This window comes from Clostridium sp. CM039 (genome assembly GCF_055081075.1).
In genome coordinates this window covers 1,677,307-1,701,355 of record NZ_CM143649.1, presented here as the reverse complement: position 1 = coordinate 1,701,355, position 24,049 = coordinate 1,677,307, and the positions used below count along the sequence as shown (strand labels likewise).

At 30.8% G+C, this 24,049-nt stretch carries 25 protein-coding genes; 21 read left to right on the top strand and 4 right to left on the bottom strand.

The annotated features are described in order from the left end of the window. The first annotated feature begins 174 nt into the window (after positions 1-174). The 4 genes from ACWJJ2_RS08040 to ACWJJ2_RS08025 are packed head-to-tail and all read left to right on the top strand — an operon-like array spanning position 175 to position 4,209. Positions 175-1,644, top strand: a complete 1,470-nt coding sequence (locus ACWJJ2_RS08040) for an NAD(P)/FAD-dependent oxidoreductase (RefSeq protein ID WP_220320016.1) — start codon at positions 175-177, stop codon at positions 1,642-1,644. Beyond that, positions 1,635-2,876 (top strand): NAD(P)/FAD-dependent oxidoreductase, encoded by a 1,242-nt coding sequence (locus tag ACWJJ2_RS08035; RefSeq protein WP_462954168.1) that lies wholly within the window; start codon positions 1,635-1,637, stop codon positions 2,874-2,876. Before ACWJJ2_RS08040 ends, ACWJJ2_RS08035 begins: the two co-directional genes overlap by 10 nt. Next, on the top strand, positions 2,873-3,235 hold the full coding sequence (locus tag ACWJJ2_RS08030; RefSeq protein WP_462954167.1) for a DUF1667 domain-containing protein: 363 nt from the start codon (positions 2,873-2,875) through the stop codon (positions 3,233-3,235). Before ACWJJ2_RS08035 ends, ACWJJ2_RS08030 begins: the two co-directional genes overlap by 4 nt. A 38-nt stretch (positions 3,236-3,273) precedes the next feature. Continuing rightward, entirely contained in the window at positions 3,274-4,209 is a 936-nt protein-coding gene (locus ACWJJ2_RS08025; protein ID WP_165413204.1) for an AEC family transporter, read from the top strand. A gap of 149 nt (positions 4,210-4,358) precedes the next feature. On the opposite strand, the gene ACWJJ2_RS08020 is transcribed toward ACWJJ2_RS08025, so the two are convergent. Beyond that, positions 4,359-5,003 carry a helix-turn-helix transcriptional regulator gene (locus tag ACWJJ2_RS08020; protein WP_462954166.1) on the bottom strand — a complete coding sequence of 215 codons (645 nt, stop codon included), beginning with the start codon at positions 5,001-5,003 and terminating at the stop codon, positions 4,359-4,361. Positions 5,004-5,192: 189 nt separating this feature from the next. Between ACWJJ2_RS08020 and ACWJJ2_RS08015 the strand changes: the two genes are divergently transcribed. From ACWJJ2_RS08015 to ACWJJ2_RS07990, 6 genes are all read left to right on the top strand, one after another. Then, entirely contained in the window at positions 5,193-5,621 is a 429-nt protein-coding gene (locus ACWJJ2_RS08015) for a flavodoxin (protein WP_216302862.1), read from the top strand. A 62-nt stretch (positions 5,622-5,683) separates the two neighbouring features. Further along, entirely contained in the window at positions 5,684-6,376 is a 693-nt protein-coding gene (locus tag ACWJJ2_RS08010; RefSeq protein ID WP_216302861.1) for a DUF3793 family protein, read from the top strand. A gap of 375 nt (positions 6,377-6,751) precedes the next feature. Next, positions 6,752-7,897: an efflux RND transporter periplasmic adaptor subunit gene (locus ACWJJ2_RS08005; RefSeq protein ID WP_216302860.1), complete on the top strand. Its 1,146-nt coding sequence runs from the start codon at positions 6,752-6,754 to the stop codon at positions 7,895-7,897. After that, entirely contained in the window at positions 7,887-8,576 is a 690-nt protein-coding gene (locus tag ACWJJ2_RS08000) for an ABC transporter ATP-binding protein (protein WP_202881874.1), read from the top strand. Before ACWJJ2_RS08005 ends, ACWJJ2_RS08000 begins: the two co-directional genes overlap by 11 nt. A 2-nt stretch (positions 8,577-8,578) precedes the next feature. After that, positions 8,579-9,763, top strand: a complete 1,185-nt coding sequence (locus ACWJJ2_RS07995; RefSeq protein WP_216302859.1) for an ABC transporter permease — start codon at positions 8,579-8,581, stop codon at positions 9,761-9,763. A 57-nt stretch (positions 9,764-9,820) separates the two neighbouring features. Next, positions 9,821-10,255: a hypothetical protein gene (locus ACWJJ2_RS07990; protein WP_216302858.1), complete on the top strand. Its 435-nt coding sequence runs from the start codon at positions 9,821-9,823 to the stop codon at positions 10,253-10,255. Positions 10,256-10,453: 198 nt separating this feature from the next. Here the strand turns inward: ACWJJ2_RS07990 and ACWJJ2_RS07985 are convergent, their stop codons facing one another. Next, entirely contained in the window at positions 10,454-11,380 is a 927-nt protein-coding gene (locus ACWJJ2_RS07985; RefSeq protein WP_462954165.1) for a complement C1q domain-containing protein, read from the bottom strand. A 288-nt stretch (positions 11,381-11,668) separates the two neighbouring features. Between ACWJJ2_RS07985 and ACWJJ2_RS07980 the strand changes: the two genes are divergently transcribed. The 7 genes from ACWJJ2_RS07980 to ACWJJ2_RS07950 all read left to right on the top strand — a co-directional run bounded on the left by ACWJJ2_RS07980 (position 11,669) and on the right by ACWJJ2_RS07950 (position 18,319). Further along, positions 11,669-12,280 carry a DNA-3-methyladenine glycosylase gene (locus ACWJJ2_RS07980; protein WP_216302856.1) on the top strand — a complete coding sequence of 204 codons (612 nt, stop codon included), beginning with the start codon at positions 11,669-11,671 and terminating at the stop codon, positions 12,278-12,280. Positions 12,281-12,537: 257 nt separating this feature from the next. Beyond that, entirely contained in the window at positions 12,538-12,849 is a 312-nt protein-coding gene (locus ACWJJ2_RS07975; RefSeq protein ID WP_165413217.1) for a hypothetical protein, read from the top strand. A gap of 157 nt (positions 12,850-13,006) precedes the next feature. Further along, positions 13,007-13,606 carry an acetylglutamate kinase gene (locus ACWJJ2_RS07970; RefSeq protein WP_253198159.1) on the top strand — a complete coding sequence of 200 codons (600 nt, stop codon included), beginning with the start codon at positions 13,007-13,009 and terminating at the stop codon, positions 13,604-13,606. A 373-nt stretch (positions 13,607-13,979) separates the two neighbouring features. Next, entirely contained in the window at positions 13,980-15,236 is a 1,257-nt protein-coding gene (locus tag ACWJJ2_RS07965) for a Bcr/CflA family efflux MFS transporter (protein ID WP_216302855.1), read from the top strand. 24 nt (positions 15,237-15,260) lie between these two features. Next, positions 15,261-16,016, top strand: coding sequence for a sulfite exporter TauE/SafE family protein (locus ACWJJ2_RS07960; RefSeq protein WP_216302854.1), 756 nt, complete (start codon positions 15,261-15,263; stop codon positions 16,014-16,016). Positions 16,017-16,287: 271 nt separating this feature from the next. Next, entirely contained in the window at positions 16,288-18,033 is a 1,746-nt protein-coding gene (locus ACWJJ2_RS07955) for a sensor histidine kinase (RefSeq protein ID WP_216302853.1), read from the top strand. A gap of 121 nt (positions 18,034-18,154) precedes the next feature. Next, complete coding sequence (locus tag ACWJJ2_RS07950; protein ID WP_216302852.1) at positions 18,155-18,319, top strand: ATP-binding protein; 165 nt, start codon at positions 18,155-18,157, stop codon at positions 18,317-18,319. A gap of 33 nt (positions 18,320-18,352) precedes the next feature. On the opposite strand, the gene ACWJJ2_RS07945 is transcribed toward ACWJJ2_RS07950, so the two are convergent. Further along, positions 18,353-18,952 (bottom strand): TetR/AcrR family transcriptional regulator, encoded by a 600-nt coding sequence (locus tag ACWJJ2_RS07945; protein ID WP_216302851.1) that lies wholly within the window; start codon positions 18,950-18,952, stop codon positions 18,353-18,355. A gap of 134 nt (positions 18,953-19,086) precedes the next feature. On the opposite strand from ACWJJ2_RS07945, the gene ACWJJ2_RS07940 reads away from it, so the two are divergent. From ACWJJ2_RS07940 to def, 4 genes are all read left to right on the top strand, one after another. Next, positions 19,087-20,757, top strand: coding sequence for an MFS transporter (locus ACWJJ2_RS07940; RefSeq protein ID WP_216302850.1), 1,671 nt, complete (start codon positions 19,087-19,089; stop codon positions 20,755-20,757). A 147-nt stretch (positions 20,758-20,904) separates the two neighbouring features. After that, positions 20,905-21,633, top strand: coding sequence for an ABC transporter ATP-binding protein (locus ACWJJ2_RS07935; protein ID WP_216302849.1), 729 nt, complete (start codon positions 20,905-20,907; stop codon positions 21,631-21,633). Then, the gene (locus tag ACWJJ2_RS07930; protein WP_462954164.1) at positions 21,626-22,810 is read left to right on the top strand and encodes an ABC transporter permease; all 1,185 of its coding nucleotides are present in this window, start codon (positions 21,626-21,628) and stop codon (positions 22,808-22,810) included. Before ACWJJ2_RS07935 ends, ACWJJ2_RS07930 begins: the two co-directional genes overlap by 8 nt. 81 nt (positions 22,811-22,891) lie before the next feature. Next, on the top strand, positions 22,892-23,344 hold the full coding sequence (gene def, locus ACWJJ2_RS07925; protein ID WP_462954163.1) for a peptide deformylase: 453 nt from the start codon (positions 22,892-22,894) through the stop codon (positions 23,342-23,344). A 128-nt stretch (positions 23,345-23,472) separates the two neighbouring features. Here the strand turns inward: def and ACWJJ2_RS07920 are convergent, their stop codons facing one another. Next, complete coding sequence (locus tag ACWJJ2_RS07920) at positions 23,473-24,048, bottom strand: C40 family peptidase (RefSeq protein ID WP_462954162.1); 576 nt, start codon at positions 24,046-24,048, stop codon at positions 23,473-23,475. Position 24,049: the final 1 nt, after the last annotated feature.

The following is a 24,049-nucleotide window of genomic DNA, read 5'->3' as shown; positions in this document are numbered from 1 at the left end:
TTTTTCTTTTATTAATAACAGGGTTAGACATAATTGGTTAAATATTGAAAGGATTTATTGACAATATATTTATAAATAGTTAGAATAGTATTGAGGTAATTTAGTATACTCAATCAACTTAATATGAAAACTTAAATATTTATATTATTGAAAATAGAGTAAGGGGTGATGTAATTGAAAAAGCAGCAATATGATGTAATCGTTATCGGATCAGGAGTAGTTGGTAGTGCAATTGCAAGGGAACTTTCAAAATATGAAATTAATATAGGTGTATTAGAGAAAGAACTAGATGTAGTATGTGAGACAAGTGGTAGGAACAGTGGAGTGCTTCATGCAGGATTTAACAGCAAACCTGGAACACTTATGGCAAAATTTTGTGTACAAGGATGCTTAGGATTTGATAAAGTTGCAAAAGAATTAGATATACCCTTTAAAAGAACGGGGAAACTTGTAATAGGCTTTAGTGAAGAAGATATGGAAGGATTAAAAGATTTAAAAGCACTAGGAGAAAAAAATGGAGTTCCAGGTCTTGAAATTGTAGGTCGTGAAAAAATTAAAGAATTAGCACCTAATGTAGAAGGGACAGCAGCTTTATATTCTCCAATGACAGGTGTATTGGATCCATTTATATATACAATTGCATTAGCAGAAAATGCTTGCCAAAATGGTGTGGATTTTTATTTAGGTAGAGAAGTAATTAACATTGAAAAAAAAGAAAGTTGTTATAAAATTACTACAAAAAATGGAGAAACTTATTATAGTAGATGGGTAATTAATAGTGCTGGATTAAATTCTGATAAAATAGCAGGTCTGGTTGGTGTTACAGATTATACAATATATCCATGTAGAGGAGAATATTTTATTCTTGATCAAAGCATAGGCAAGTTTCTTGAAATTCCAGCCTATCCAGTTCCTAATAAGAAAGAGGGAGGTCTTGGTGTACATCTTACGCCTTCAATTCATGGCAATATATTTATCGGACCAAGTGCTCAGTATATAGATGAAAATGATAACTATTCATCAACTGAGGATGTTATGGACATGCTTATAAAAGAAGGCACAAAAATATTGCCTCAAATTAAAAGAGAACATTTTATTAGAAATTTCACAGGAATTAGACCAAAGCTTGTTAGTAAAGAAAAAGGTGGATATGCAGATTTTGTAATAGAAGAAAGAAAGGAAATCCCTAATGTAATTAACTTAATTGGAATTGAATCGCCAGGACTCACTTCAGCAGTCCCAATTGCAGAATATGTAGTAGAAAAAATTAAGAACAAGGAGAATTTAAAAGAAAATAAAAAATTTAATCCTATAAGAAATGCAGTAGTAAAGTTTATAGAACAATCTGAAGAAAAACAAGATGCACTTATAAAAGAAAATTCAGATTATGGAGAAATTATTTGTAGATGTGAGAACGTTACAAAAGCAGAAATTATACAAGCAATAAGAAATCCATTAGGAGTAGATACATTAACAGGCATTAAATATAGAACAAGATCTATGATGGGAAGATGCCAAGGTGGATATTGTCAAACTAGAATTGCAGAAATAATTATGAAAGAAAAAAATAAAAAAGTAGCTGAAATAACTTATTTAAGAGAAAATGGAAAAATGTTTTCTGGGGAGGTAAGACAATGGAAGTAATTCAAAAGGAAGCAGTTATAATTGGTGGTGGCCCAGCTGGGCTTGCAGCAGCTCTAAAACTAAAAGAAGAAGGTATAGAAGATGTTTTAATATTAGAAAGAGAAGAAAAGCTTGGTGGAATATTAAAACAATGTATTCATGATGGTTTTGGTTTACAAAGATTTAAGCAGGCGCTTAGCGGTCCTGAATATGCGGCTAGATTTGTAGAACAGGTAAAAAAAGCGAATATTGAATTACAAACAGGAGCGACTGTAATAAATATTACAAATAACAAGGAGGTTACAGCAGTTACAAGGGAAGGGCTAAAAAAATATAAAGCTAAAGTAGTGGTGCTCACCATGGGTTGTAGAGAAAGAACAAGAGGAGCTATAAGCATACCTGGGACAAGACCTGCAGGTGTATTTACTGCTGGAGTAGTTCAAAGCTATATGAACCTAAAAAATATTATGGTTGGAAAAAGAATTGTTATACTAGGTTCTGGAGATATCGGACTTATAATGGCAAGGAGACTTACACTAGAAGGAGCAAAAGTATTGGCCGTAATAGAAAAACTACCTTATCCTAGTGGATTGCCAAGAAATATAGAACAATGTTTAAATGACTATAATATTCCCTTATATTTAGGTCATACGGTAACAAACATCAAAGGAAAAGAAAGATTGCAAGCAGTAACAGTGAGTGAATTAGATAAGAATGGACAAATTATTTCAGGCACAGAAATAGAATATCAATGTGATACATTAATACTATCTGTTGGTCTTATTCCTGAAAATGAGTTATCTCTTAAAGCTGGAGTAAAAATTGATGAACGAACTAAAGGACCTATTGTGGACGAAAATTTACAAACTAATGTAGAAGGAATTTATGCAGCCGGCAACGTGCTTCATGTGCATGATTTAGTGGATTTTGTATCTGATGAAGGAGAAAATCTTGCTAGGGCAGCAGCAAAATATATAAGAAATGAAAAACAAAATGAAAGTCATATTTTAATAACAACAGATAAAACTATTAATAATGTAGTTCCACAAAAAATAAGTGGGAAGCAAGATGTAGAAGTAACTTTAAGGGTTAGTAGGCCTTCAAGAGATGGAGTTATAGAAATTGTGCAGGGCGAAAAAGTGATTAAATCAAGGAACTTTAAAAAATTGAATCCTGCAGAAATGATACGCTTAACATTAAAAAAAGAGGATATTATTAGTGAAGAAAACATTAAGGTGGTGGTATCACAATGAATAGAGAAATGACATGTATAGTTTGTCCTAATGGTTGTGAATTAACTTTAGAACTAGAAGAAAACATTATCAAAAATGTAACTGGAGCTTCCTGTAAAAAAGGAATAGCATATGCAACGCAAGAAATACAAAATCCTAAGAGAACTATTTCATCATTAGTTAAAGTAAATAATGGAGAAATGCCACTGGTTAGTGTAAGGACAACAACATCTATTCCTAAAAACAGGATATTTGATGTTATGAAAGAAATTAAGAATATAGAAGCTGATGCACCTATAGAAATTGAACAAGTGATTATTAACAATGTGTTGGGTCTCGGCGTAGATATTATTGCTACAAAGTCTATAGGTAAGAAATAAATCATTATAATTAATACGACAATTAAAGGGGGGTATTTATGGAACTTTTAAATGCTTTTGGTAGTATATTTAGTATTGTTATAATGATAGCTATTGGATGGTGGCTAACGAAAAAAAATTGGATGGATAAGTCCGGTGCAAAGCTATTCGCAAAAATTGTTATCAATGTAGCGTTACCGGCTTTGATGATTAGCAATCTTATGAAGGATTTTGACAGGGCAAAGCTTTTAAGTTTAGGGAAGGGTATTATAGTTCCAATAATTTCAATAGCTCTTACTTATTTAATTGGCAAGACCTTTGTAAAAGTTTTTAATGTTACGAAAAATAGACGTGGTTCCTTTGCATCTATGTTCTTTGTATCTAATAGTATATTTATTGGATTGCCAGTAAATTTAGCTCTATTTGGTTCAAAATGTGTTCCTTATGTTTTGATATACTATATAGTTAATACTACATTCTTTTGGACTATAGGTGTTTTTGAAATAAGTAAAGATGGGAATGGAGGATCTAATAAATTTGCATCACCGGATACTTTAAAAAGAATATTTTCACCTCCTCTAATGGGATTTGTAGTAGCTATAATATTAATACTTTTAGCTATTCCTGTACCTGCATTCCTAATGGATACTTGTAAATATTTCGGAAATTTAACTACCCCTTTATCTATGTTATTTATAGGTAACACAATTTATTATGTAAATTTAAAAGGAATACGTTTTAATAAGGATATGTGGGGCGTTTTATTGGGAAGATTTATAATATCGCCACTATTGGTAGTGTTAATATGTAAATTCATTCCTTTGCCTCAAATCATGAAAAATATATTTATTATTCAAGCAGCTATGCCAGTAATGACTACTACTGCTATAGTGTCTAAATCTTACGATGCAGATTACCAATATGCTGCTATTATGATTGCTCTATCCACGTTGTTAAGTCTATTTATAATTCCTATATATAAAATACTCCTTTGATAAGATATATGAAACAAAATAAAGAATATATAAAAAGCCTTCTTTTCATTTAAATAAGTGAAAAGAAGTCTTTTTAATAAAAATTTACTTTGTTTCAAAGGCATCTAAAAAAACGCTTGGGAGTTGTTTAGTAACACCATAGGCATGCTCTAGATGGTCCTTTTTCTATATTCATTAGGTGAAACGCTTACATATTTCTTGAAGGTGGTACAAAAATGACTTTGACTATTAAACCCGGATTTGGTAGAAATCACATCTAAAGGATAAGAGGAATTATCTAGGATATCTTTTGCCACATTTATTCTATATATGTTTATATATTCACAAAATTTAAAACCGGTGTTCACTTTAAAAAGATAACATAGATAGTTGCTACTTATATGAATGTGAGTTGCAACTTTTTCTAGGGTTATTTTTTTCTCAATATTTGAGTGAATATAGGCCAAAGCATTGTTTACAATTTCATTTTCTGATGCTTTTTTACCATTATTAATGACTTCCGTGTAGCTTTTAATAATTTTTTCTCCTAAAGAAATTAAGTCTTCCTTCAAATGACAAGTGTCCATGAGCTTAAGATTTTTATAGCATAAGTCCTCCAAGGGGATTGAATTGTTAATACAGAAATAGGTGTATATAAAGATATTAATTGAATATATTAGTTTTTTTAATTCATCTGGGCTACTCGACGAAGATAAAAGTATATTTATCTTTTTTATATATATGGCATTGGCAGTTTCTAAGTTGTTATTTCCAATACTTAAGACCAGTTCAGTGTGATTGAGTAAATTTTTCATCGCATCTCCTTAATATTTTTAAAAAAGACAATAATAATTTTAAAAAACCTCTAACTTAAATATATTATAATATAATCAAGAATGATAATCAATATCAATTCAATAAGATAATATAAATTAAGTCTAAAAATGCATTGGAATTATTACCACATGAATGTACAAAATATTTTATATGAGGAGGAAATTGATTTGAAAAATGTAGTTATTATTTATTGGAGCGGAACAGGGAATACAGAGGCTATGGCAGTAGGGATTATGGAAGGGGCAAAAAATGTAGATGCAAACGTTAGACTACTTAATGTGAACGATGCAAAAGTAGAGGACGTAATAAATGCAGATGGAGTAGCTTTGGGATGTCCATCTATGGGCTCAGAGCAGCTTGAGGAATCAGAAATGGAACCATTTATTGAGTCAATTGCGAGCGCAATAAGCGGAAAAAACACTATTTTATTTGGTTCTTATGGATGGGGCAATGGAGAATGGATGGAGGATTGGCAAGAGAGAATGGAAACATATGGTGCTAACATTATAGTAGATGGACTTATAATTAATAACGATTCTGATAAAGAAGGTATTGAAAGGTGTAAGGAAATAGGTGCGTTATTATCAAAAAAATAAAAGTAAATTTAATATGAAGTTGATAGTGTTAACACTATTGTGAAATTAATGGAGGGTGTTTTATGGGAATAGTAGAGTTAAGGGGATTGTTAGAAATTGTAGATGGTTATGATGATTTGGAGTATTTATTTTCAGTTATAATACGTAATGCAGGACCAACTATTAAAAAGCATAAGACATCATCTTTAATTAATTTTAGTAATAGTAATAGAAACTCAAATAACATATGGGAAAGATATAAAGATGAAGTGAAAGCTAAACTAGATATTGATTACTTTGAATTAAAAAAGGATATAACAAATACGTTTGTACTATTTTATAATAAAGAAAAAATCAAGTTAAGTATAAGCGATAATAAAAACATGGAATTTTTAAAAAGATTTGGATACAATGAAAAAATGAATATAAAGGAATGTTTATTGCTTTTAGGCAAAAGATTCGAAAATATGTGCCCTCACGAAATTGGGATTTTTTTAGGCTATCCTCTAGAAGATGTAGTATCCTTTGTTGATTATCCAAATGCTAAATGTAAAATGGTAGGTTATTGGAAGGTATATCATGATATTGAAAAAGCAGAAATTATTTTTAATAAATATGATGAAATTAAATTTACCATCATGAGATTAATGATGAAAGGGATGAAACCAACAGAACTATTAAATAAAGTTAATCAATTAAAACAAATAGAAGAACAAAAGCGTGGAGAATCTATATTTCAATATATGGAAAGCAAAGATATGTATAGAGTTCAATAATATTAATTAGTATATAGTGAATCTAGAGTAAAATAAACGGTGAAATTTTTTAAATAAAATTTCACCGTTTTAACTTTTATATATTTAATTTTAATATCGACTTCAGAAGGAGATAATTAGATTAAATTCCGTTTATGTCTAAATAATGACGATTAATGCATTTTGTATTGAATTATAGATCTTTATGAAATATGATATAAATAAAGCATGCTTAAATAAGGAATAAAACCATATTTATGGATGCAAAAAAATCATAAAACAAAGTTTTTGCTGCAAATGTTGTAAATCAAAGAAGAATGTGGTAAAATAATTCTGAAAGTTGTTATTAATTTAACATTTTTTTTTATTTAAAGTGTATTTATAGGGGGGAAATCTATGAAAAAGAAACATATTATTTTTTTAAGCATTATTGGTGTAATAATACTATCTGGAATTATTGCATATGTAGTTAAGAACAATAAAGATTCAGCAGGTAAGAAAGGTAAAGAAGTAGCTTTATATACAATACCGGCTAAAGAGAAAATATTTGTAAACGGTGTTGTTGTTCCTGAAAAAACGGAAAATATATATAGAGATGAAACAAAAGGAACAATAAATAAGGTTTCGGTTACGAATGGACAAGTAGTAAATAAGGGTGATGCTCTTTTTACATACAGGAACAGTTTGGTTACGGATGAGATAGATAAGGGAAACCAAGAAATTACTAATGCTAACAAGCAAAAAAAGAAATTAGTCGATAAACAAGAAGAAGCAAAACAACTTTTAGAAAAGCAGAAGGAAGAAGCAAAACAACAAGCAGAACAGGCTGGTGTCGATCCAGCTGCCATGGGTGCATCGGCTGCAGCAGGTACTGAGGCTCAAATTAGTGGCTACTCAGATCAAATAGATGCTGTGCAAGCACAAATTGATACTTCAAAAGGGATGCTTAAAAATTCAAAAGAGAAAGAATACACTTATATAAAAGCTCCTATAAATGGAAAAGTAATATTAAATGATTCTAAAGATATGACGAAACCATATATTGTAATAGAGTCTACTACAGTTTATGTAAAAGGAAATATTAATGAAAAGGATCAAACAAAGGTAAAGGAAAATCAAAAAGTGGATATACTTATATTCGCTATAAATAAAACCATAACAGGAAAGGTGAAAAGTGTAGGAAATAGTCCAGCAGCGCCAGATGCAGCGGCTGGGGCGCAAGGTGCTACAGGTGGAGCTTCTGCTATATCTTATTATGATGCAAATGTATCCTTGGATTCACAAACAGATGTTATCAATGGTTTTCATGTACAAGCCACAGTGAAACTTAAAGAAGAAGATATGAAAATACCAAAGAGTGCAATACTTGAGGAAGCTGGAAAGCAATACGTGTTCAAGGTTGTGGATAAAAAGTTAAAAAAACAAGCAATTACTTATAAAAAAGGTGTGGAATCAGAAGTTGTTGTACTTAGTGGGCTAAATGAAAATGACCGTATAGCGAAAACTACTAAAGAAATGAAGGAAGGTATTTCTGTTGAGTAATCTTATTGAGTTAACAAATATTAATAAGTATTATAAGTTAAAGGATTCTAAATTACACGTATTGAAGGATATAAATTTAACTATAGAGCAAGGTGACTTTGTTATGATAATGGGGAAATCAGGTAGCGGAAAAACTACACTTTTAAACCTTCTTGGTTTTCTTGATCATTTTGATAATGGAAAATATGCGTTTAATGGCAAGGATGTTACTCATCTTAGTGAAAATGAAAGATCAGAACTTAGAAATAGTTATCTGGGGTTTATATTTCAACAGTTTCATTTGATAGATTCATTGACTATTGGTCAGAATGTTGAGCTTCCTTTGCTTTACAAAGAAGGCACTGATGTACCTAAAAAAGAAAGAGCACACCTTGTAGAAAAATATTTAGATACGGTAGGATTGCTTCATAAAGAGAAGCAATCACCTTCACAATTATCTGGAGGACAGCAACAGCGTATTGCAATAGCAAGAGCTCTCATTAATAATCCTTACGTGATTTTAGCTGATGAGCCAACAGGCGCTCTAGACAGTAAAACCAGAGAGGAAATTATGAATATACTAAAGAAACTTAATGAAGAAAATAAAACAATAATAATGGTAACACATGATGACGATTTAACTAAATATGCTAGCAAAGTAATCCATTTAAAAGATGGAGTGATAACAAAGGTGGATTAGATATGTCTATAATAAATTTAATCAAAACTTCAGTATACAGTCTAAAATCACATAAATTAAGAGTTTTTCTCACAATGATAGGAATAATCATAGGTATAAGCTCTGTAATATCCATTATGTCAGTTGGTAATGGGTTAAAGGTAAAAATGAATGAATCTATGGCGGATACAAGCGCAAATAAAATAAATGTTAATTTTGAACCAGAAAACGTTGATGCGGATTTAACCTTGATTGAACCCTTTAGCAAATCCGACCCATATTCTCTTAAAACAGTGGCTGGAGTAGAAAAGGTTGAGGAATCAAAGGATATGCAAGGAATGGGCGGATATACATCAGGCGAGGCTGCGTATTTTGATAAAAAAGAATACATTGGACTAGAAGATTATGATGATAAAGAAATAAATGTTAAGTATGGCCGTTCTTTCAAAAAAAGTGAAAATTCTAAAAAGTTAATTATATTGGGTTATAAAGCAGCAGAAAAACTTTTCGAATCTCCAGAAAAGGCAATAGGTAGTGGAATAACAGTAAATGGAATTATATACGAGGTAGTAGGAGTTCTAGAAAAAGAGGGTGCATTCTCTCTAACAGGGGAAACAAGTTTAATTTCAAAGGAGTCAAAAGAAGATATGAATACAGAGACCGCTATTTCAAGCTTAGATGTTTATCTTAAAGCTGGTGAAGATAAAAATAAGGTTTTTGAAAACATAAAAAAGGAGCTTATAGTGGCTCATCCTAATTTAAAAGGTGAGTATAAGCTTCAGGATCCTCAGGCAGCGACTAAGATATTTGAACAAATTATTGGGTATTTAACTGCTTTCATAGCATTGATTAGTGGTATTTCCTTATTTGTTGGGGGAATAGGTGTAATGAATATAATGTATGTTTCTGTAACTGAGCGGAAACGAGAAATTGGTATACGTAGGGCTATTGGGGCAAAACCTAAAAGTATATTACTCCAATTTCTTATAGAAGCGATTATGGTGACAGGGCTTGGTGGTTTACTTGGTATATTATTCGGATTTATTTTTTGTAAAATAATTGGTGTATTTATGCCATTCCCTCCAGTTATGAGCGGAGAAAGCGTTATAGGAGCAACTGCAATCTCTGTTATTATTGGAATAATTTTTGGAATTATACCAGCAATTAATGCATCGAAAATGGATCCAATTGAGGCTATTTACAATTAAATCTTGGTGAAAGCCATTATTATATTATTATAAAATACATTTGTTGGAGGTAAAATTATGGAAAACGTTAAAAAACCAAAAGTAGGAGCAGGTATAAAAACAATGTCGATTATTCAATTGATTGTTAGTGTATTTGGATTATCTAGTATAAAAAACTTTTCTAAGAAAGATGAACTTAACGCTGCGAATAAAGCTGCGGGTGAATTATTAAATATGGTTCTTCCAGAAGTCACAAATTTAAGTATAACTATTGGGTTGGTATTCTCAATAATATTAGCTATAAGTGTTATTTTGATTTTAATGAAAAAGGAATTAGGGATATATATTTATTTTATTGCTACAGTGGCTCAAATAGCATATACAATTGTAAATAATGGATTTAATCCTTGGATGCTTGCTGCTTTAATAATGCCTGCACTTATGGGATTCTTTATTTGGAAGAAAAGAGAAATATTTAGTACTGACACTAAAACAGAACAGATAGATGTATAGTACCTGTTATTAATAAGAACAAAGAATAATATTAGATTAAAAATCCTGTTAACTTACTATGTTAACAGGATTTTTAGCATTTGATGTCACAATAAAAAGATGTATAATGCCATTCCTAAAATATTTTTAATTATGTAAAAAGGCTGCCGTCGATAGGCAGCCAGTTAAGGTAATAAAATTAGTTATAATCTGTTGATGTTAAACAATTCTGAAGACAGATATAGTTCCAATAGCCCCAGCTAGACCTGCAAGTACTATACTAATAGGACCATTTGAATTGTTAGCAAATCTAAAAGATTGTCCTGCTGTTGCGGCATAAACCTTGTTAGAGCCATTTACAGTTGGATTTGTTACTAAAATAGATATACCACCAATAACAACTCCACTAGGGGATTCTTCTAAATCAAGTTGTAAAGCAAAGGTTAAAGGATCTGGAGTAACAGCAAACTTCCAGTCGATTACATAAACACCTGTTGTATTAATTGTAAATATACCTGTTGTTGGATCATAACTTAAATCAGGTCCTACAATATCTACAGTATCATAAATAATAGTGCCGCCAACTGGAATTGATATTTTATTTGTTGTTATAACACCATTTGCATACGAATTAAAACTTGGACCAGTTGCTCCAGTAGCTCCGGTTCGTCCAGTTGCACCAGTTGCTCCAGTTCGTCCAGTAGCTCCGGTTGCTCCAGTTGCACCAGTTCGTCCAGTTGCACCAGTAGCACCGGTTGCTCCGGTTCGTCCAGTAGCACCGGTTGCTCCGGTAGCTCCAGTTGCTCCAGTAGCACCGGTTGCACCAGTTCGTCCAGTAGCTCCAGTTGCACCAGTAGCCCCAGTTGCTCCAGTTCGTCCAGTAGCTCCGGTTGCACCAGTTCGTCCGGTTGCTCCGGTTCGTCCAGTAGCTCCAGTAGCTCCAGTTGGTCCAACTATGCATTTTATACAGCAAGGATGACAACGATCGTGTTTGTCATCACAGTGTGGTCTATCGTCACAGCGGTCTTTATCATTACAGTGTGGTTTGTCATCACAATTGTGGTTTTTAGGAATTAAAAAGTCATAAGGTTCATATTCATCGTCAGATTGATATTTTTCAGAAGAAAAATCATTGTATTTATTCAATATAGATACCTTCCTTATTAATAATATTTTTTCTATTTAAAGAGCTTGTACTTTCTCTTATTTAAGATGTTCACACTTTCTATACATAATATGCAGATGCCTTGTTTTGTGTTAAAGATATACATTAAAAATTTAGTTGAAAAAGTACTATTCCAATTATTGATGTGAAAATTATTTGTTTTGCAAAAAACAGTTATGTTCGTCATTGATTAAAAATGGTTACTTATATATAATATAAAGATATGGTTAAAAATAGATATTTATTATAGGTTTTAGGAGGAAGTTGGAATGAGACTTATTAGAGAATTTTATGCCAGAGAAGCTTTGCAGGTTGCTAAGGAACTTTTAGGAAAAACACTTGTACATGAAGTTAATGGAGTAAAGTTAAGAGGAAAGATAGTTGAAACAGAAGCATATATTGGATCAATAGATAAGGCTTGCCATGCTTACGGGGGAAAACATACACCAAGACTTGAGACTCTATATGGTATGCCTGGCATCGCATACGTATATTTTATTTATGGGATGTATCATTGCTTTAATGTAATAACAAAAGAAGAAGGAATTGCTGAAGGGGTTTTAATTAGAGCTATTCAGCCAATAGAAGGTCTAGACGAAATGTCAAAGCTAAGATTTAAAAAAGGTTATAATGAATTGACAAAAGCTCAAATTAAAAATTTAACCACAGGCCCCTCTAAGCTCTGTATAGCTATGAATATAAATAAAGAAAATAACAAACAGGATTTGTGCATAAGTGAACTATATATTGAAGACGCAGTGGAAAAAGAAAAAATTGAAATTATAGAAGCTAAGAGAATTGGAATTGATTATGCAGAAGAAGCAAAGGACTTTCTATGGAGATTTTACATTAAAAACAATATTTGGGTATCTGTAAAATAGAGAAATTACATCATCTCTAAACTAATCTGGTATTTTTTGAATGGTTCTTAATCCTGTCTTTACAAGATTATAATGCATATCCACCATTTATATACTTCCTTTCGCTAATAAGTATTAAAACTTCTATTATAGTTATATGATTATTATTTAAATCTTGGTTAGTTGGCTGAATAGGGAATGTTTCTTTTGATAAGAAAATTGACTATAATAATATTGATATTGAATCATTATAATAAAAATGAAGGGAAGTAATCGGAATGAGTTTTTTATTTAAAGACAATGATAAAAAAGATGGGGTACAAGAAATTAAGTTTGGGAAGATTATAAATAAAAATAGAAAAATTATAAGGGAGGCAACATTTAGAATATTAAGTACTGCAATTATATATAATGATGAAGAAGATTATTATGATACATTGGCAACATGTGTTAATGAAAATAATGTAATAGAAACAATAAGCATAGAGGGATTTGATATACATGAAAATGTAGTAGATCTTAAAGGTGCGTATATTGACTATGAAGAAGATTCAGAAGTAAACTTCACTGGGACAATATACTATTTGTAATTTTATGTAGATTATGAAAAGAATTGAAAAAAATAGAGAGGTTAGTATATCGTATACTAACCTCAATTTGTTATGCCCTTCTATATTCCTTTTTTTATGGGTACTTATTGCTCACATAAGCATATTATAGTATAAAAATTAGAAAGTGGTGATAACAATGTATTTATTTCCATATGATGCATCTTGGATGGTGGCGCAACGGCACATTACTGAGCCTAGGATAATTAGTGAAGCAGAAGTAGATTTAAGAAATATTATGCGGATACTTTGGGAACAACATATTGTCTGGACGAGGATGACAATAACAAGCATAATAAAAGATTTACCAGATGTAGATTTTGTTACTAAGCGACTTCTTCGAAATCCAACAGATTTTAAGTTAGTATTAAAACCTTTCTATGGGGATGAAATTGCTTCTCAATTTAGTGAGTTATTTAAAAGTCATCTTGTCATCGCCGCACAGCTTGTTAAAGCAGCCAAAGCTGGCTATAGTAAAGAGGCAGCAGATGCTGAGAAAAGATGGTACGCAAATGCAGATGAAATCGCAGTTTTCCTTGCTAGAATCAATCCTTATTGGTCTCAAGAAAATTGGAAAATAATGTTATATGAACACTTAGCTATGACCAAAGCAGAGGCAATCGATATACTTACCAACAATTACGAAAGAAGCATCGCAGTATACGATGAAATTGAAAATCAAGCCCTAAAGATGGCAGATGTTATGGCAGAGGGCATTGTTAAACAATTTTCAAAATAAGTTATCAATTCATCTTCTGCAAAGCTGTGCAGCTCTGCAGGAGATAATTTAATTATAAAAAGTATAGATAATTAAAGGCATATAGGGTAAAATTAAAAATATGGCACTTTATGGTTAAACAAAGGAGGAGTATTTTGGAGATTAATCAAATATCACAATTATTAACACAAGCTAATACTAGTGCTAATATTAATGACATAAATAATTCAAGTCAAGTTAATGCTTTGTCACCACAGGCGATAATTTAGGAAAATCCTAATTGAAGTTTATCAGGAATGGAGCAGGAGAAATCCTGTATTTTTTTTTGTGTAGGTTTATAAGGACATGTAATAACTTGAATGATGTAATATGCTATTATTTTTGGAGGCAAAGAATGGAAAACGAAGAAAAGATATGTGACAAAAAGGAAAAGAAACAAAAATATTTGGGAGATAAGGGCTTCATAATGTTTATAGCTTTTTTAAGTGCATTTATCCCATTATCTACAGATATCTATCTACCAGCGCTTCCTAAAATGGTTGAAAGCTTTAACACATCGGAAGGTCTAGTAAATCTTACATTAATATTTTTCTTTATATTTTACGCTGTAGGAACCCTATTTTGGGGACCCCTTAGTGATAAATACGGAAGGAAAAGAGTATTACTTATAGGATTATCTGTATATACTATTGGAAGCATTTTATGTATATTTTCTGTAAATGTTTACCAACTAATTTTTTATCGTATTCTGCAATCAATTGGTTGTGGGGCTGCAACAGCGGTGGCAACAGCTATAGTAAAAGATGTATATAGTGGTAGGAGGAGAGTAACCATAATAGCTTTAGTTCAGTCTATGGGAATGATATCACCTATAATTTCTCCAGTTATAGGAGCAATGATACTAAGTGTTCTTTCTTGGCGTGGAGTATTTGTGGTGCTATCTATAATAGGAGCTTTAGCCTTAGCTGGAAGCATAGCCATGGAAGAGACACTAGAAAAAAGATATACAGGAAGTATATTTAAATCCATAGGAAGGTTAGGCGTAGTTGCAAAAAATAAGAGCTTTATGTCACTTCTTATAATACTTTCACTGATATCTGCTGCTTCTATGTCATTTATATCATCCTCCTCGTATATTTATGTAAATGGCTTTGGATTAAGTGAAAAGGTATATAGTTATTATTTTGCTTTAAACGCGGTGTTTTACCTACTAGGGCCTTTACTATACATTAAATTATCAAAAAATTATCATAGTAATTCAATAATAACTGTCTCATTTATTGTGTTTAGTATAAGTGGGGTATTCATTTGTACGATAGGTAATTTAAGTCCTTTATTTTTTACATTATCATTAATTCCTGCGTCTCTCTTTGGTAACATTATGGCACCTGCAAGAACTAACCTTTTGCTTGAACAGTTACAGGGCGATATTGGTGCAGCATCCTCATTAATGAGTTGCGCAATGACCTTTTATGGTAGTATTGGTATGTTTATAATTTCTTTGAATTTTTCTAATAAAATAGTGGTAATGGGACTAATGCATTTAATAATAGGAATTATAAGCCTTATAGCATGGCTGATTATCTCTAAAAAACCATATATTAGACAGGTAACCTATCATATAGAGGTAGCAAATAAAAATGCTGAGTAATTATTTCAGAAGAGGGGTAAAATAATGGGAATCATTCATATGTTTAATTTATCAACGATGCAATGGATATGTTTAATAATATCGGCTGTCTTAGTAGGCGTTTCAAAGACCGGAATAAGCGGGTTTTTGATGCCTGTTATACCAATTATTGCCAGTGTATTTGGAGGGAAGGAATCTACAGGTGTTATACTTCCTATATTAGTAATAGGGGATGTTTTTGCAGTGTACTATTATAATAGACATGCTAAGTGGGAAAATATAAAAAAACTTTTGCCATGGACAATCATAGGGTTACTACTAGGTGTTATAGTTGGAAACTTTATTAATGATAAACAATTTAAGGCCGTTATATCTATTTCAGTTTTACTTTGCTTAGTCGCTTTAATTTATACTGAAAAAAAAGGTGAAAATATAAAAGTCCCAACAAATAAATGGTTTTATGCAATGGCTGGAATTGCTACTGGCTTTACATCCATGATTGGTAATGCTGCAGGACCTATATTCAGTGTGTATTTGTTAACTATGAACTTCAAAAAAAACGATTTTATGGGCACAACGGCTTGGTTTTTCTTACTTGTTAATTTGGCCAAATTACCATTGCAAATTTTATTCTGGCATAATATTGCCTTTAAGACAGTTTTACTTAGCATTGGTATGGTGCCAGCAATTGCATTAGGAGCCCTTTTAGGGATGCTTATGATTAAAAAAATTAATGAAAAAAACTTCAGATATATTATTATAATCATGACATTTATAGCAGCAGTAAGACTATTGGTATAAATTTAGAAAAAACAGTAATTCGATTTATAATCATATTCTACGCACAAGGATATAGTAGATTTAATGATTTAGATGAAATTTTTTCTTTTCCCAATTTTGATAAATAAAAATTATTAAATAAATGAAAAAGCTGTGAAGTAATTACTTCACAGCTTTTAATATTAGATATAGAATTTTTAATATCCTATACGACAATATTCCCCTAATTTAGCAAAGTTACTATGATAGAATGTTTTTAATAAGAGGGTATGTTACTTAGGAGGAATTATTTATGAGGAAAGTTAAATTTTCAGAACTAATAAATATTGATTCACTAAAAAAGATGGCTGAAAATATTTATGCTGCTGTAGGCATTAATTTTGGAATTGTTGATATAGACGGCACAATTATTATTGCAACGGGATGGCAGGATATATGCACTAAGTTTCATAGAGTTCATCCAGTTACATGCATGCAATGTTCCATTAGTGATCAATATATTAGTGACCATATTATGGATGGTGCATATATCTCTTATAAGTGTCTAAATAATATGAGGGATATTGCATTACCTATTGTTATTTCCGGAGAACATTTGGCTACGATTTTTTTTAGCCAATTTTTTTATGAAGATGAAGTAATAGATAAAGAATATTTTGCAGCACAAGCAATAGAATTAGGGTTTGATGAAAAAGAGTATCTAGATGCGTTAAGCAAGGTGCCTGTTTATTCTAAAAAGAAGGTTGATCATATAATTGAGTATTATTCAGGGCTTATTATGACGCTTGCCGAAAGTGGTTTAAGGCAACTTACGTATGAAAATTCTCAGAATGAACTTGAAAAAAGCCAAAAATATCTAAGCGCAATTTTTAATTCCGTAAGTGATTCAATATTCATTCATGATGTTTATGGAAATATAACGGATGTAAATGGAACTGCTACCACTATGTTTGGTTATTCTCGAAATGAATTAATAAGTATGAATGTATATGATATTATCTCAAAAAAACAGGACAATATTGAGCTTTATATAGATGCATTAAGTAATAAGAAAAACGGTAAGGACCATCTGATACAAGAGTTTATAGTTAAAAATAAAAGTAACAAAGATTTTTGGGTAGAAGTTAATGTTCATGCTACAAAGATTCATGAAGATGAAGTAATTATAGCAACTGTGCGGGATATTACAGAAAGAAAAAAGAATGAATTAGCATTACAGAATGAGGCTGCTGAAATAGAGAAGTTAAGATCTGAATTTTTTGCTAATATTTCTCATGAGCTAAGGACTCCGTTGAATATAATATTAGGTACAATAAAAATCATTGAAATGGGCGTTAATGATGAAAAAAACCCTATTAATAGAGAAAAGATTATTAATAATATAAATATTGAAAAACATAATTGCTTTAGATTGCTAAAATTAATAAACAATTTAATTGATTTAACTAAATTGGATGTAGGTTTTTTTGAACTGAATATGGTTAATTGTAACATTGTTAATATTGTGGAGGAAATTACGTTATCTGTAGCAGAGCATTTTAATAATAATGGCTTAAGTCTCATATTTGATACTGATATAGAGGAAAAGATAGTGGATTGTGATCTAGAAAAAATTGAAAGAATAATGCTTAACATGCTATCCAATGCTATAAAGTTTACAACTCTTGGTGGAAGCATATTTGTTAATATATATGATGGTGAAGAATACATAACTATTTCGATTGAAGACACAGGCATAGGAATACCGGATGACAAGGTAAATCTAATATTCGATAGATTTCGGCAGGCGGATAAATCGTTTACAAGGAAATATGAAGGAAGTGGTATCGGATTATCGCTTGTTAAATCGCTGGTAGAAATACAAGGTGGGACAATAACAGTTGAGAGTAAACATGGAGTTGGTACTAAGTTTTTTATAAAACTTCCTGTTAAGGTATCGAAGCATGATAGCAAAGAAGAAAGTATTAAGTCTATTGATAATAGCATAAACGATTTTGAGCAAAGAATAAAAATTGAGTTTTCAGATGTCTATAAATAGGATATGATGGATAATATTTAATACCTAATCCATTTCGGCAAGTAGAATCTTCAAGAACTCACCTCCACAAAGATAGACGAAGCCACACGATCTGTGTAGCTTTGTCTATCTTTGATTTAATTTGGTTGAAAATGCAATAAAATATGGTGTGAATGATGGGAAAATTAATATATTACTTAAAAAGATAGATAATGATAAAATATCGATAGTGGTTTCAGATAATGGTGTAGGTATACCTAACAATGAGATTCCTAATATCTTTGAGCTTTTTTATGATGAAATCTAACTTTGGGCGAATGTATTAATGTTTCTCTAATCTTTATAGTAATAATTTTTTTATTATTTCTGCACATTCTTCTATTAAAATATCTTTGTCTAGATTTGATTTCTCATTAAAAATAATTTCATGACAGGTACCTTCAATTAAAGAATATAACAAAAAATTCTTTTCACTTTTGTTTTTTAAATTTAGATCAAAATTTTTAAATTCTTCTTGATATTTATTAAGCAAAAGTTTTTGTTGCTCACGAACTTGGTATCTAATTTCATTATCTATATAGCATAATGTCATCATTTCTTGATGAAATTTTGAATATATTTTGTGGCTTTCTAGTATTATATTTATAGTGGTGTTTATCATTAAATCCAAATCATTTGTATCTTTAATTTTACTCAGTTCCTTAACGCTATGATTGTAAATAGTGTTCCCATATAAATTTGTGACTTCTAAAAATATATCCTTTTTATCCTTAAAATATGCATATAGACTCCCCGTAGCGAGCTCTGCTTCCTTAGCGATTTCGGCTGTATTAGTGTTAAAATATCCTTTATCATTAAATATTTTTAATGCAGCATCAATTATCTTTTTTCGCTTTTCAATTGACCTTTTTTGAACCGGTATTCTTATTTTACTTTTCATAATATCACCTGGTTAAATTTTAATATAAATAATATATTTTGTCAATAATATGAATTTCGTTTCATGTTATTGACATTTTTAGATATAAAAACTATAATATGAATATGAAATGAGTTTCACATTAGGAGGGTCTTATGAAAAAAAGTAAAGTTATTCTAGGTTTTACAGCATTAATTATCGGTTGTTTTTTAGGAGTTCTGGATAGTACTATAGTAAATATAGCATTACCAGATATAGCAATTTATTTAGGAAAAAATATTAATGATGTAAGTTGGATTACAACTGCGTATTTGTTATCATTTTCAGTTTTTCTAATTATAGGTTCTAAAATTGCAGATCAATTCGGGAGAAAGAAAATTCTAATAATAGGGCTATTTATATTTGGGTTATCATCACTACTTTGCGCAGTGGGAAATTCATTTATATTTTTGATCATTATGAGATTTTTTCAAGGGATAGGTGCTGCAATTATAACCCCAGTTGTTTTACCTCTAGGACTTGAGATTTTCGGCAAAGAAAAAAGAGGCTTTGTAATAGCTGTATCAGGTGGAATTACGGCTCTGGCAGCTGCTGTTGGTCCACCTATAGGTGGTGTGATTCTCCAGTATTTAAACTGGAAATATATTTTCTATGTTAATGTTCCAATGTCTATTATAGCTATACTTTTTGCAGTTATATCTTTAAATGAATCTTATGATACTACTGTTTCAAAAAAAGTAGACATTCTAGGTGCAATTTTACTTATGATAAGTATATGTTGCTTAGTTTTCCCACTTCTTAAAGGAAACGATTATGGATGGCAATCAAAAACAATAGTATCACTTTTTTGCATATGCATTTTATCAATTATCGCATTTTTATTTGTTGAAGTTAAAACTAAGGAACCAATGCTACCACTTAATTTGTTCAAGGAAAGTACCTTTACGGCCTCTTGCATTTTATATATGACGGCAGGTTTTGCAACAGCTTCGCCACTTTTATTATTAAATTTTTATTTAGAACAGATATTTAACTATTCTCCTCTTAAATCTGGACTTGTACTGATGACTCTTTCACTAGCTTCGGTATTAGGTATTCCCCTAGGTAGTATTTTGGTTAAAAAGATTGGAGCAAGACTTGTTAATTTCTTAGGAATAATTATTGTTGGAGTAGGTACAGTGTTGTTATCGCAGATAAATATAAACACTTCAATAACAAGCATGAGAACAACGCTTGTTATTATGGGAATTGGATTTGGATTTTCAGTACAATCAATCGCTTCATCAATAAAATACCTACCTGTAGAAAAAAGTGGTATGGCATCAGGAATTATTAATGCTGCAAGACAAATTGGGATGTGTGTAGGCATTGCAGTTCTTGTGAGTATATTAAACACTAATGTGACAAATGCAACTAATAATATTAAACAAGATGTTACGACCAAAATAAATTCACAAGCAAACCTAGATCCAATTATTAAAGAAAAAATGTTAAGTAAAGTTAATAATTTAAATCAAAATTCAACGTCATTTTCAAAGGAAGACGTCATTAAGGATATTGATAATCAAGGTAAAATGATGATAGCTAAGGTACCTAATGATAAAAAAATAGTAGTTTTAACGTCAATTAAGGAACAAAAAAACAAAGTAGAATATCTAATAAACTTCGGTCAAAATATTAAAGATAAGGAACTAAGCAACGCTTTTGATAATACGTTTGTAGTTTCCTATGCTATAGTTTTTATATTGTCTATATGTGGTCTATTTACTGATAGAAAACTACGAGAGGATGAAAAGATTATGCACCATACCCTTGGGGATAGATAAGTCGGAAAAAACCACGCTAAAAAATAGTAAACTATGGTATAATTTACTTATAAATTGTTGCAAATTGTCAGAACTTACGAAGGTAAACAGTTGAAAGGGGCAATTTTAAAAATATATCAATAAGATTTTACGCAAGGGGGAATTAAATTGTTAGAGGTAAAAAACCTTACTAAAAAGTTTAAAGATTTTACAGCGGTGGATGGAGTTTCTTTTGAAGTTAATAAAGGAGAAATATTAGGTCTCATCGGAGAAAATGGAGCTGGAAAAACAACTATAATGAGAATGCTTGCAACTATGCTTAAGGTAACAGAGGGGGAAGGAAAAATCTCAGGCCATGATTTAGTAAGTGAGCCTGAGAGTATTAGAGAGGAAATTGGAATTCTATTTGGTGGAGAGGTTGGCCTATATGACAGGCTTACAACAAGAGAAAATATAATGTATTTTGCTCAATTAAATGGAATGAACGCATGCGATGCCAAGAAAAGCATTGAAGAGCTTACGCGAGAACTTGAAATGAGTGAATTTATAGATAAAAGGGTAGGGAAATTTTCAAGAGGTATGAAACAAAAGGTAGCAATTGCAAGAAGTATTGTCCATAAGCCTTCAGTTATGTTATTTGATGAGCCAAGTACCGGACTTGATGTTTCTGCCACAAGACTCATTCAAGATTTTATATTTAAGTGTAAGTCAGAAGGTAAGGCTATAGTTTTCTCAAGTCACAGTATGGTAGAGGTTGAAAAGCTTTGTGATAGAGTTGTAATAATACATAAGGGAAAAGTTGTGGAACATGGAACAATAAGTTCGCTTAAGGCTAAATATAATAATGAAGACATGGAAGATATTTTTGTTAATCTTATTGGAGGTAATCATGAATAAATTAGTGAGTGTAATATTGTTTAAAGAACTTAAGGACATGCTTAGAGATAAAAAGACAATAATAGTAAGTTTGTTAATTCCTCTTTTATTAATGCCTATACTTAGCTTTATTATGGGGAAAACTATGAATAGTGCTGAGGATTCTGTTGAAAAAAATATAAATATCGTGATGGTCGATAAGGGAAATAGCAGCATTGGGAAGATATTAAAAAATGATAAAACTATTAAATTTAAAACGGGCATTGATGGGAAAGCCGCAGTAAAGGATGGAGAAGCACTACTTTTTATAGAAATACCAAAGGATTTTGATGAATCTATTTCAAGTGGTAATGTTTCTGATTTAAAGATTTTTTATGATAATACAAATACAAAATCATCTATTGCACTTAGCAAGGTAACGGAAACAGTAGATAAATTAAGTAAACAAATAGTTGCAAATAGATTAAAAAAAATAAATATTGATGCAAAGATATTAACCCCGATAAAAATTGCTGAAACAAGTTTTCAAAAAGAAGACAAGGCACAAAGTCAAATGTTATTAGGTATAATGATTCCTATGTTTATACTCCTTTACAGTGCAACAGGGACAATTGCAGCAGCCACAGATCTAGGAGCAGGTGAGAAGGAAAGAGGAACACTTGAACCACTTTTAACAACAAAAGCTGGGAGACATTATATATTAACAGGAAAACTCTTTGCAATAACAATAATGGGATTTATAGTATCGGTATGTTCAATGATTGGTCTTCTAATTGCAATGAAAATACCTGGTGGAATGTTCGGAAACGGAAGTTCTTCAGTTGGTCTAAGTTACAAAGCAATAGCCTTAATTGGAGTAATAGCAATAATAACAACGATGTTTTTCGGTGCACTTGAACTAGCGGTAAGTATATATGCTCGTTCCTTCAAGGAAGCTCAAACTTATTTGGTACCATTTTCAATAATTCCGATATTTGCCGCTTATGGAACTATGTTTATGGATTCAAAAAACATACCTTTTCTTTATTTTAATATACCATTGCTTAGTGTAAGCTCAGTGGTTAAGGAACTTACAAGTGGAATTTATAATTATGGTCATATAGGAATAACAATAGTATGGTCCATAGTTTATACGATAGTTGCTATTATGCTAGCAAAACATATGTTTAATAAGGAAAGTGTAATATTTAGATCTTAATAATTTAACCTGTAAAATAAACGAAGGAATTAAATTGTATAATTAGAAAATCGAGAGCATAGCAAAGTAGGTGTAATTTAAATGGCATTAAGACAAATTAGATTTTTTGATGATGAGATACTAAGAAAAAAGAGCAGAATAGTTGATGTGGTAGATAATAAAATAAGACAAATACTAAATGATATGGCAGAAACTATGTATAATACAGAAAATGGCGGAGGATTAGCAGCTCCACAAGTAGGTATATTAAAACAATTAGTTGTAATAGATATGGGGCAAGGACTTATAAAACTAGTTAATCCAAGGATAATTAAGCAGGAAGGTATTCAAGAAGTTACAGAGGGATGTTTAAGTATTCCAAATACATTTGGAAAATTAAAAAGACCTGAAAAAGTAGTGGTGCAAGCATTGGATGAAAATGGTGATGAAATTATATTGACTGGTACAGGAGATTTAGCAAAATGTTTTTGTCATGAAATAGACCATTTAGTAGGTATTCTTTTTACTGATTTAGTTACTGAATATATAAAGTAATGTTATTGAACTTAACCATGTTAAATGGATACTAAAAATAAACAACTACCGTAAATTATATTGAATTTACGTAAGCTGGCATCGCTTTTCATATGGTGTCAGCTTTGCTTTTAGTTGAATATATCTGGTTATTTTATTATCCTTTTACCTATTATAAATTTTTCTTTATAATATCCAGTTAACTCAGATGTTTTTATAACATCACCAGTTTTAGGGGAATGTATAAATTTGCTGTTTCCGATATAAATTCCTACATGGGATACTTGAGATGGAAGATCTGGGTTTGTCATAAAAAAGACTAAATCCCCATTTTCAAGATTATTTATATTAATAGAAACACCTTTATTTATTTGGTCCATAGTTGTTCTGGGTAAATTTATACCAAAATGTTTATAAGCATACTGAATAAACCCAGAACAATCAAATCCACCTTTTACATATTTACCTGTAGCATCTAATATTGCGGGAGTTGTACCACCAAATAAGTATTTCATTCCTAAAAACGTATTTGAATATGACACTAAATCATTACCAGTTATTAATGATTCATATTGTTGTCCATTTTTAATATATTTAGCTTTGTTTAATGGAGTTTCAAAATTCGAAAAAATAACAAAAATCATATATACTATTGTTACTACTAAAACAATTAACATTATTAACCAAAGTCTTACTGGATTCCTTTTATTAAAAGATTTTCTCATA

Excerpts from the sequence above, each read along its gene's own strand:
- ACWJJ2_RS08035 (WP_462954168.1), top strand. The coding sequence starts at position 1,635 with ATGGAAGTAATTCAAAAGGAAGCAGTTATAATTGGTGGTGGCCCAGCT.
- ACWJJ2_RS08030 (WP_462954167.1), top strand. The coding sequence starts at position 2,873 with ATGAATAGAGAAATGACATGTATAGTTTGTCCTAATGGTTGTGAATTA.
- ACWJJ2_RS08025 (WP_165413204.1), top strand. The coding sequence starts at position 3,274 with ATGGAACTTTTAAATGCTTTTGGTAGTATATTTAGTATTGTTATAATG.
- ACWJJ2_RS08020 (WP_462954166.1), bottom strand. The coding sequence starts at position 5,003 with ATGAAAAATTTACTCAATCACACTGAACTGGTCTTAAGTATTGGAAAT.
- ACWJJ2_RS08010 (WP_216302861.1), top strand. The coding sequence starts at position 5,684 with ATGGGAATAGTAGAGTTAAGGGGATTGTTAGAAATTGTAGATGGTTAT.
- ACWJJ2_RS08005 (WP_216302860.1), top strand. The coding sequence starts at position 6,752 with ATGAAAAAGAAACATATTATTTTTTTAAGCATTATTGGTGTAATAATA.
- ACWJJ2_RS07995 (WP_216302859.1), top strand. The coding sequence starts at position 8,579 with ATGTCTATAATAAATTTAATCAAAACTTCAGTATACAGTCTAAAATCA.
- ACWJJ2_RS07990 (WP_216302858.1), top strand. The coding sequence starts at position 9,821 with ATGGAAAACGTTAAAAAACCAAAAGTAGGAGCAGGTATAAAAACAATG.
- ACWJJ2_RS07980 (WP_216302856.1), top strand. The coding sequence starts at position 11,669 with ATGAGACTTATTAGAGAATTTTATGCCAGAGAAGCTTTGCAGGTTGCT.
- ACWJJ2_RS07975 (WP_165413217.1), top strand. The coding sequence starts at position 12,538 with ATGAGTTTTTTATTTAAAGACAATGATAAAAAAGATGGGGTACAAGAA.
- ACWJJ2_RS07970 (WP_253198159.1), top strand. The coding sequence starts at position 13,007 with ATGTATTTATTTCCATATGATGCATCTTGGATGGTGGCGCAACGGCAC.
- ACWJJ2_RS07965 (WP_216302855.1), top strand. The coding sequence starts at position 13,980 with ATGGAAAACGAAGAAAAGATATGTGACAAAAAGGAAAAGAAACAAAAA.
- ACWJJ2_RS07960 (WP_216302854.1), top strand. The coding sequence starts at position 15,261 with ATGGGAATCATTCATATGTTTAATTTATCAACGATGCAATGGATATGT.
- ACWJJ2_RS07955 (WP_216302853.1), top strand. The coding sequence starts at position 16,288 with ATGAGGAAAGTTAAATTTTCAGAACTAATAAATATTGATTCACTAAAA.
- ACWJJ2_RS07945 (WP_216302851.1), bottom strand. The coding sequence starts at position 18,952 with ATGAAAAGTAAAATAAGAATACCGGTTCAAAAAAGGTCAATTGAAAAG.
- ACWJJ2_RS07940 (WP_216302850.1), top strand. The coding sequence starts at position 19,087 with ATGAAAAAAAGTAAAGTTATTCTAGGTTTTACAGCATTAATTATCGGT.
- ACWJJ2_RS07930 (WP_462954164.1), top strand. The coding sequence starts at position 21,626 with ATGAATAAATTAGTGAGTGTAATATTGTTTAAAGAACTTAAGGACATG.
- def (WP_462954163.1), top strand. The coding sequence starts at position 22,892 with ATGGCATTAAGACAAATTAGATTTTTTGATGATGAGATACTAAGAAAA.
- ACWJJ2_RS07920 (WP_462954162.1), bottom strand. The coding sequence starts at position 24,048 with ATGAGAAAATCTTTTAATAAAAGGAATCCAGTAAGACTTTGGTTAATA.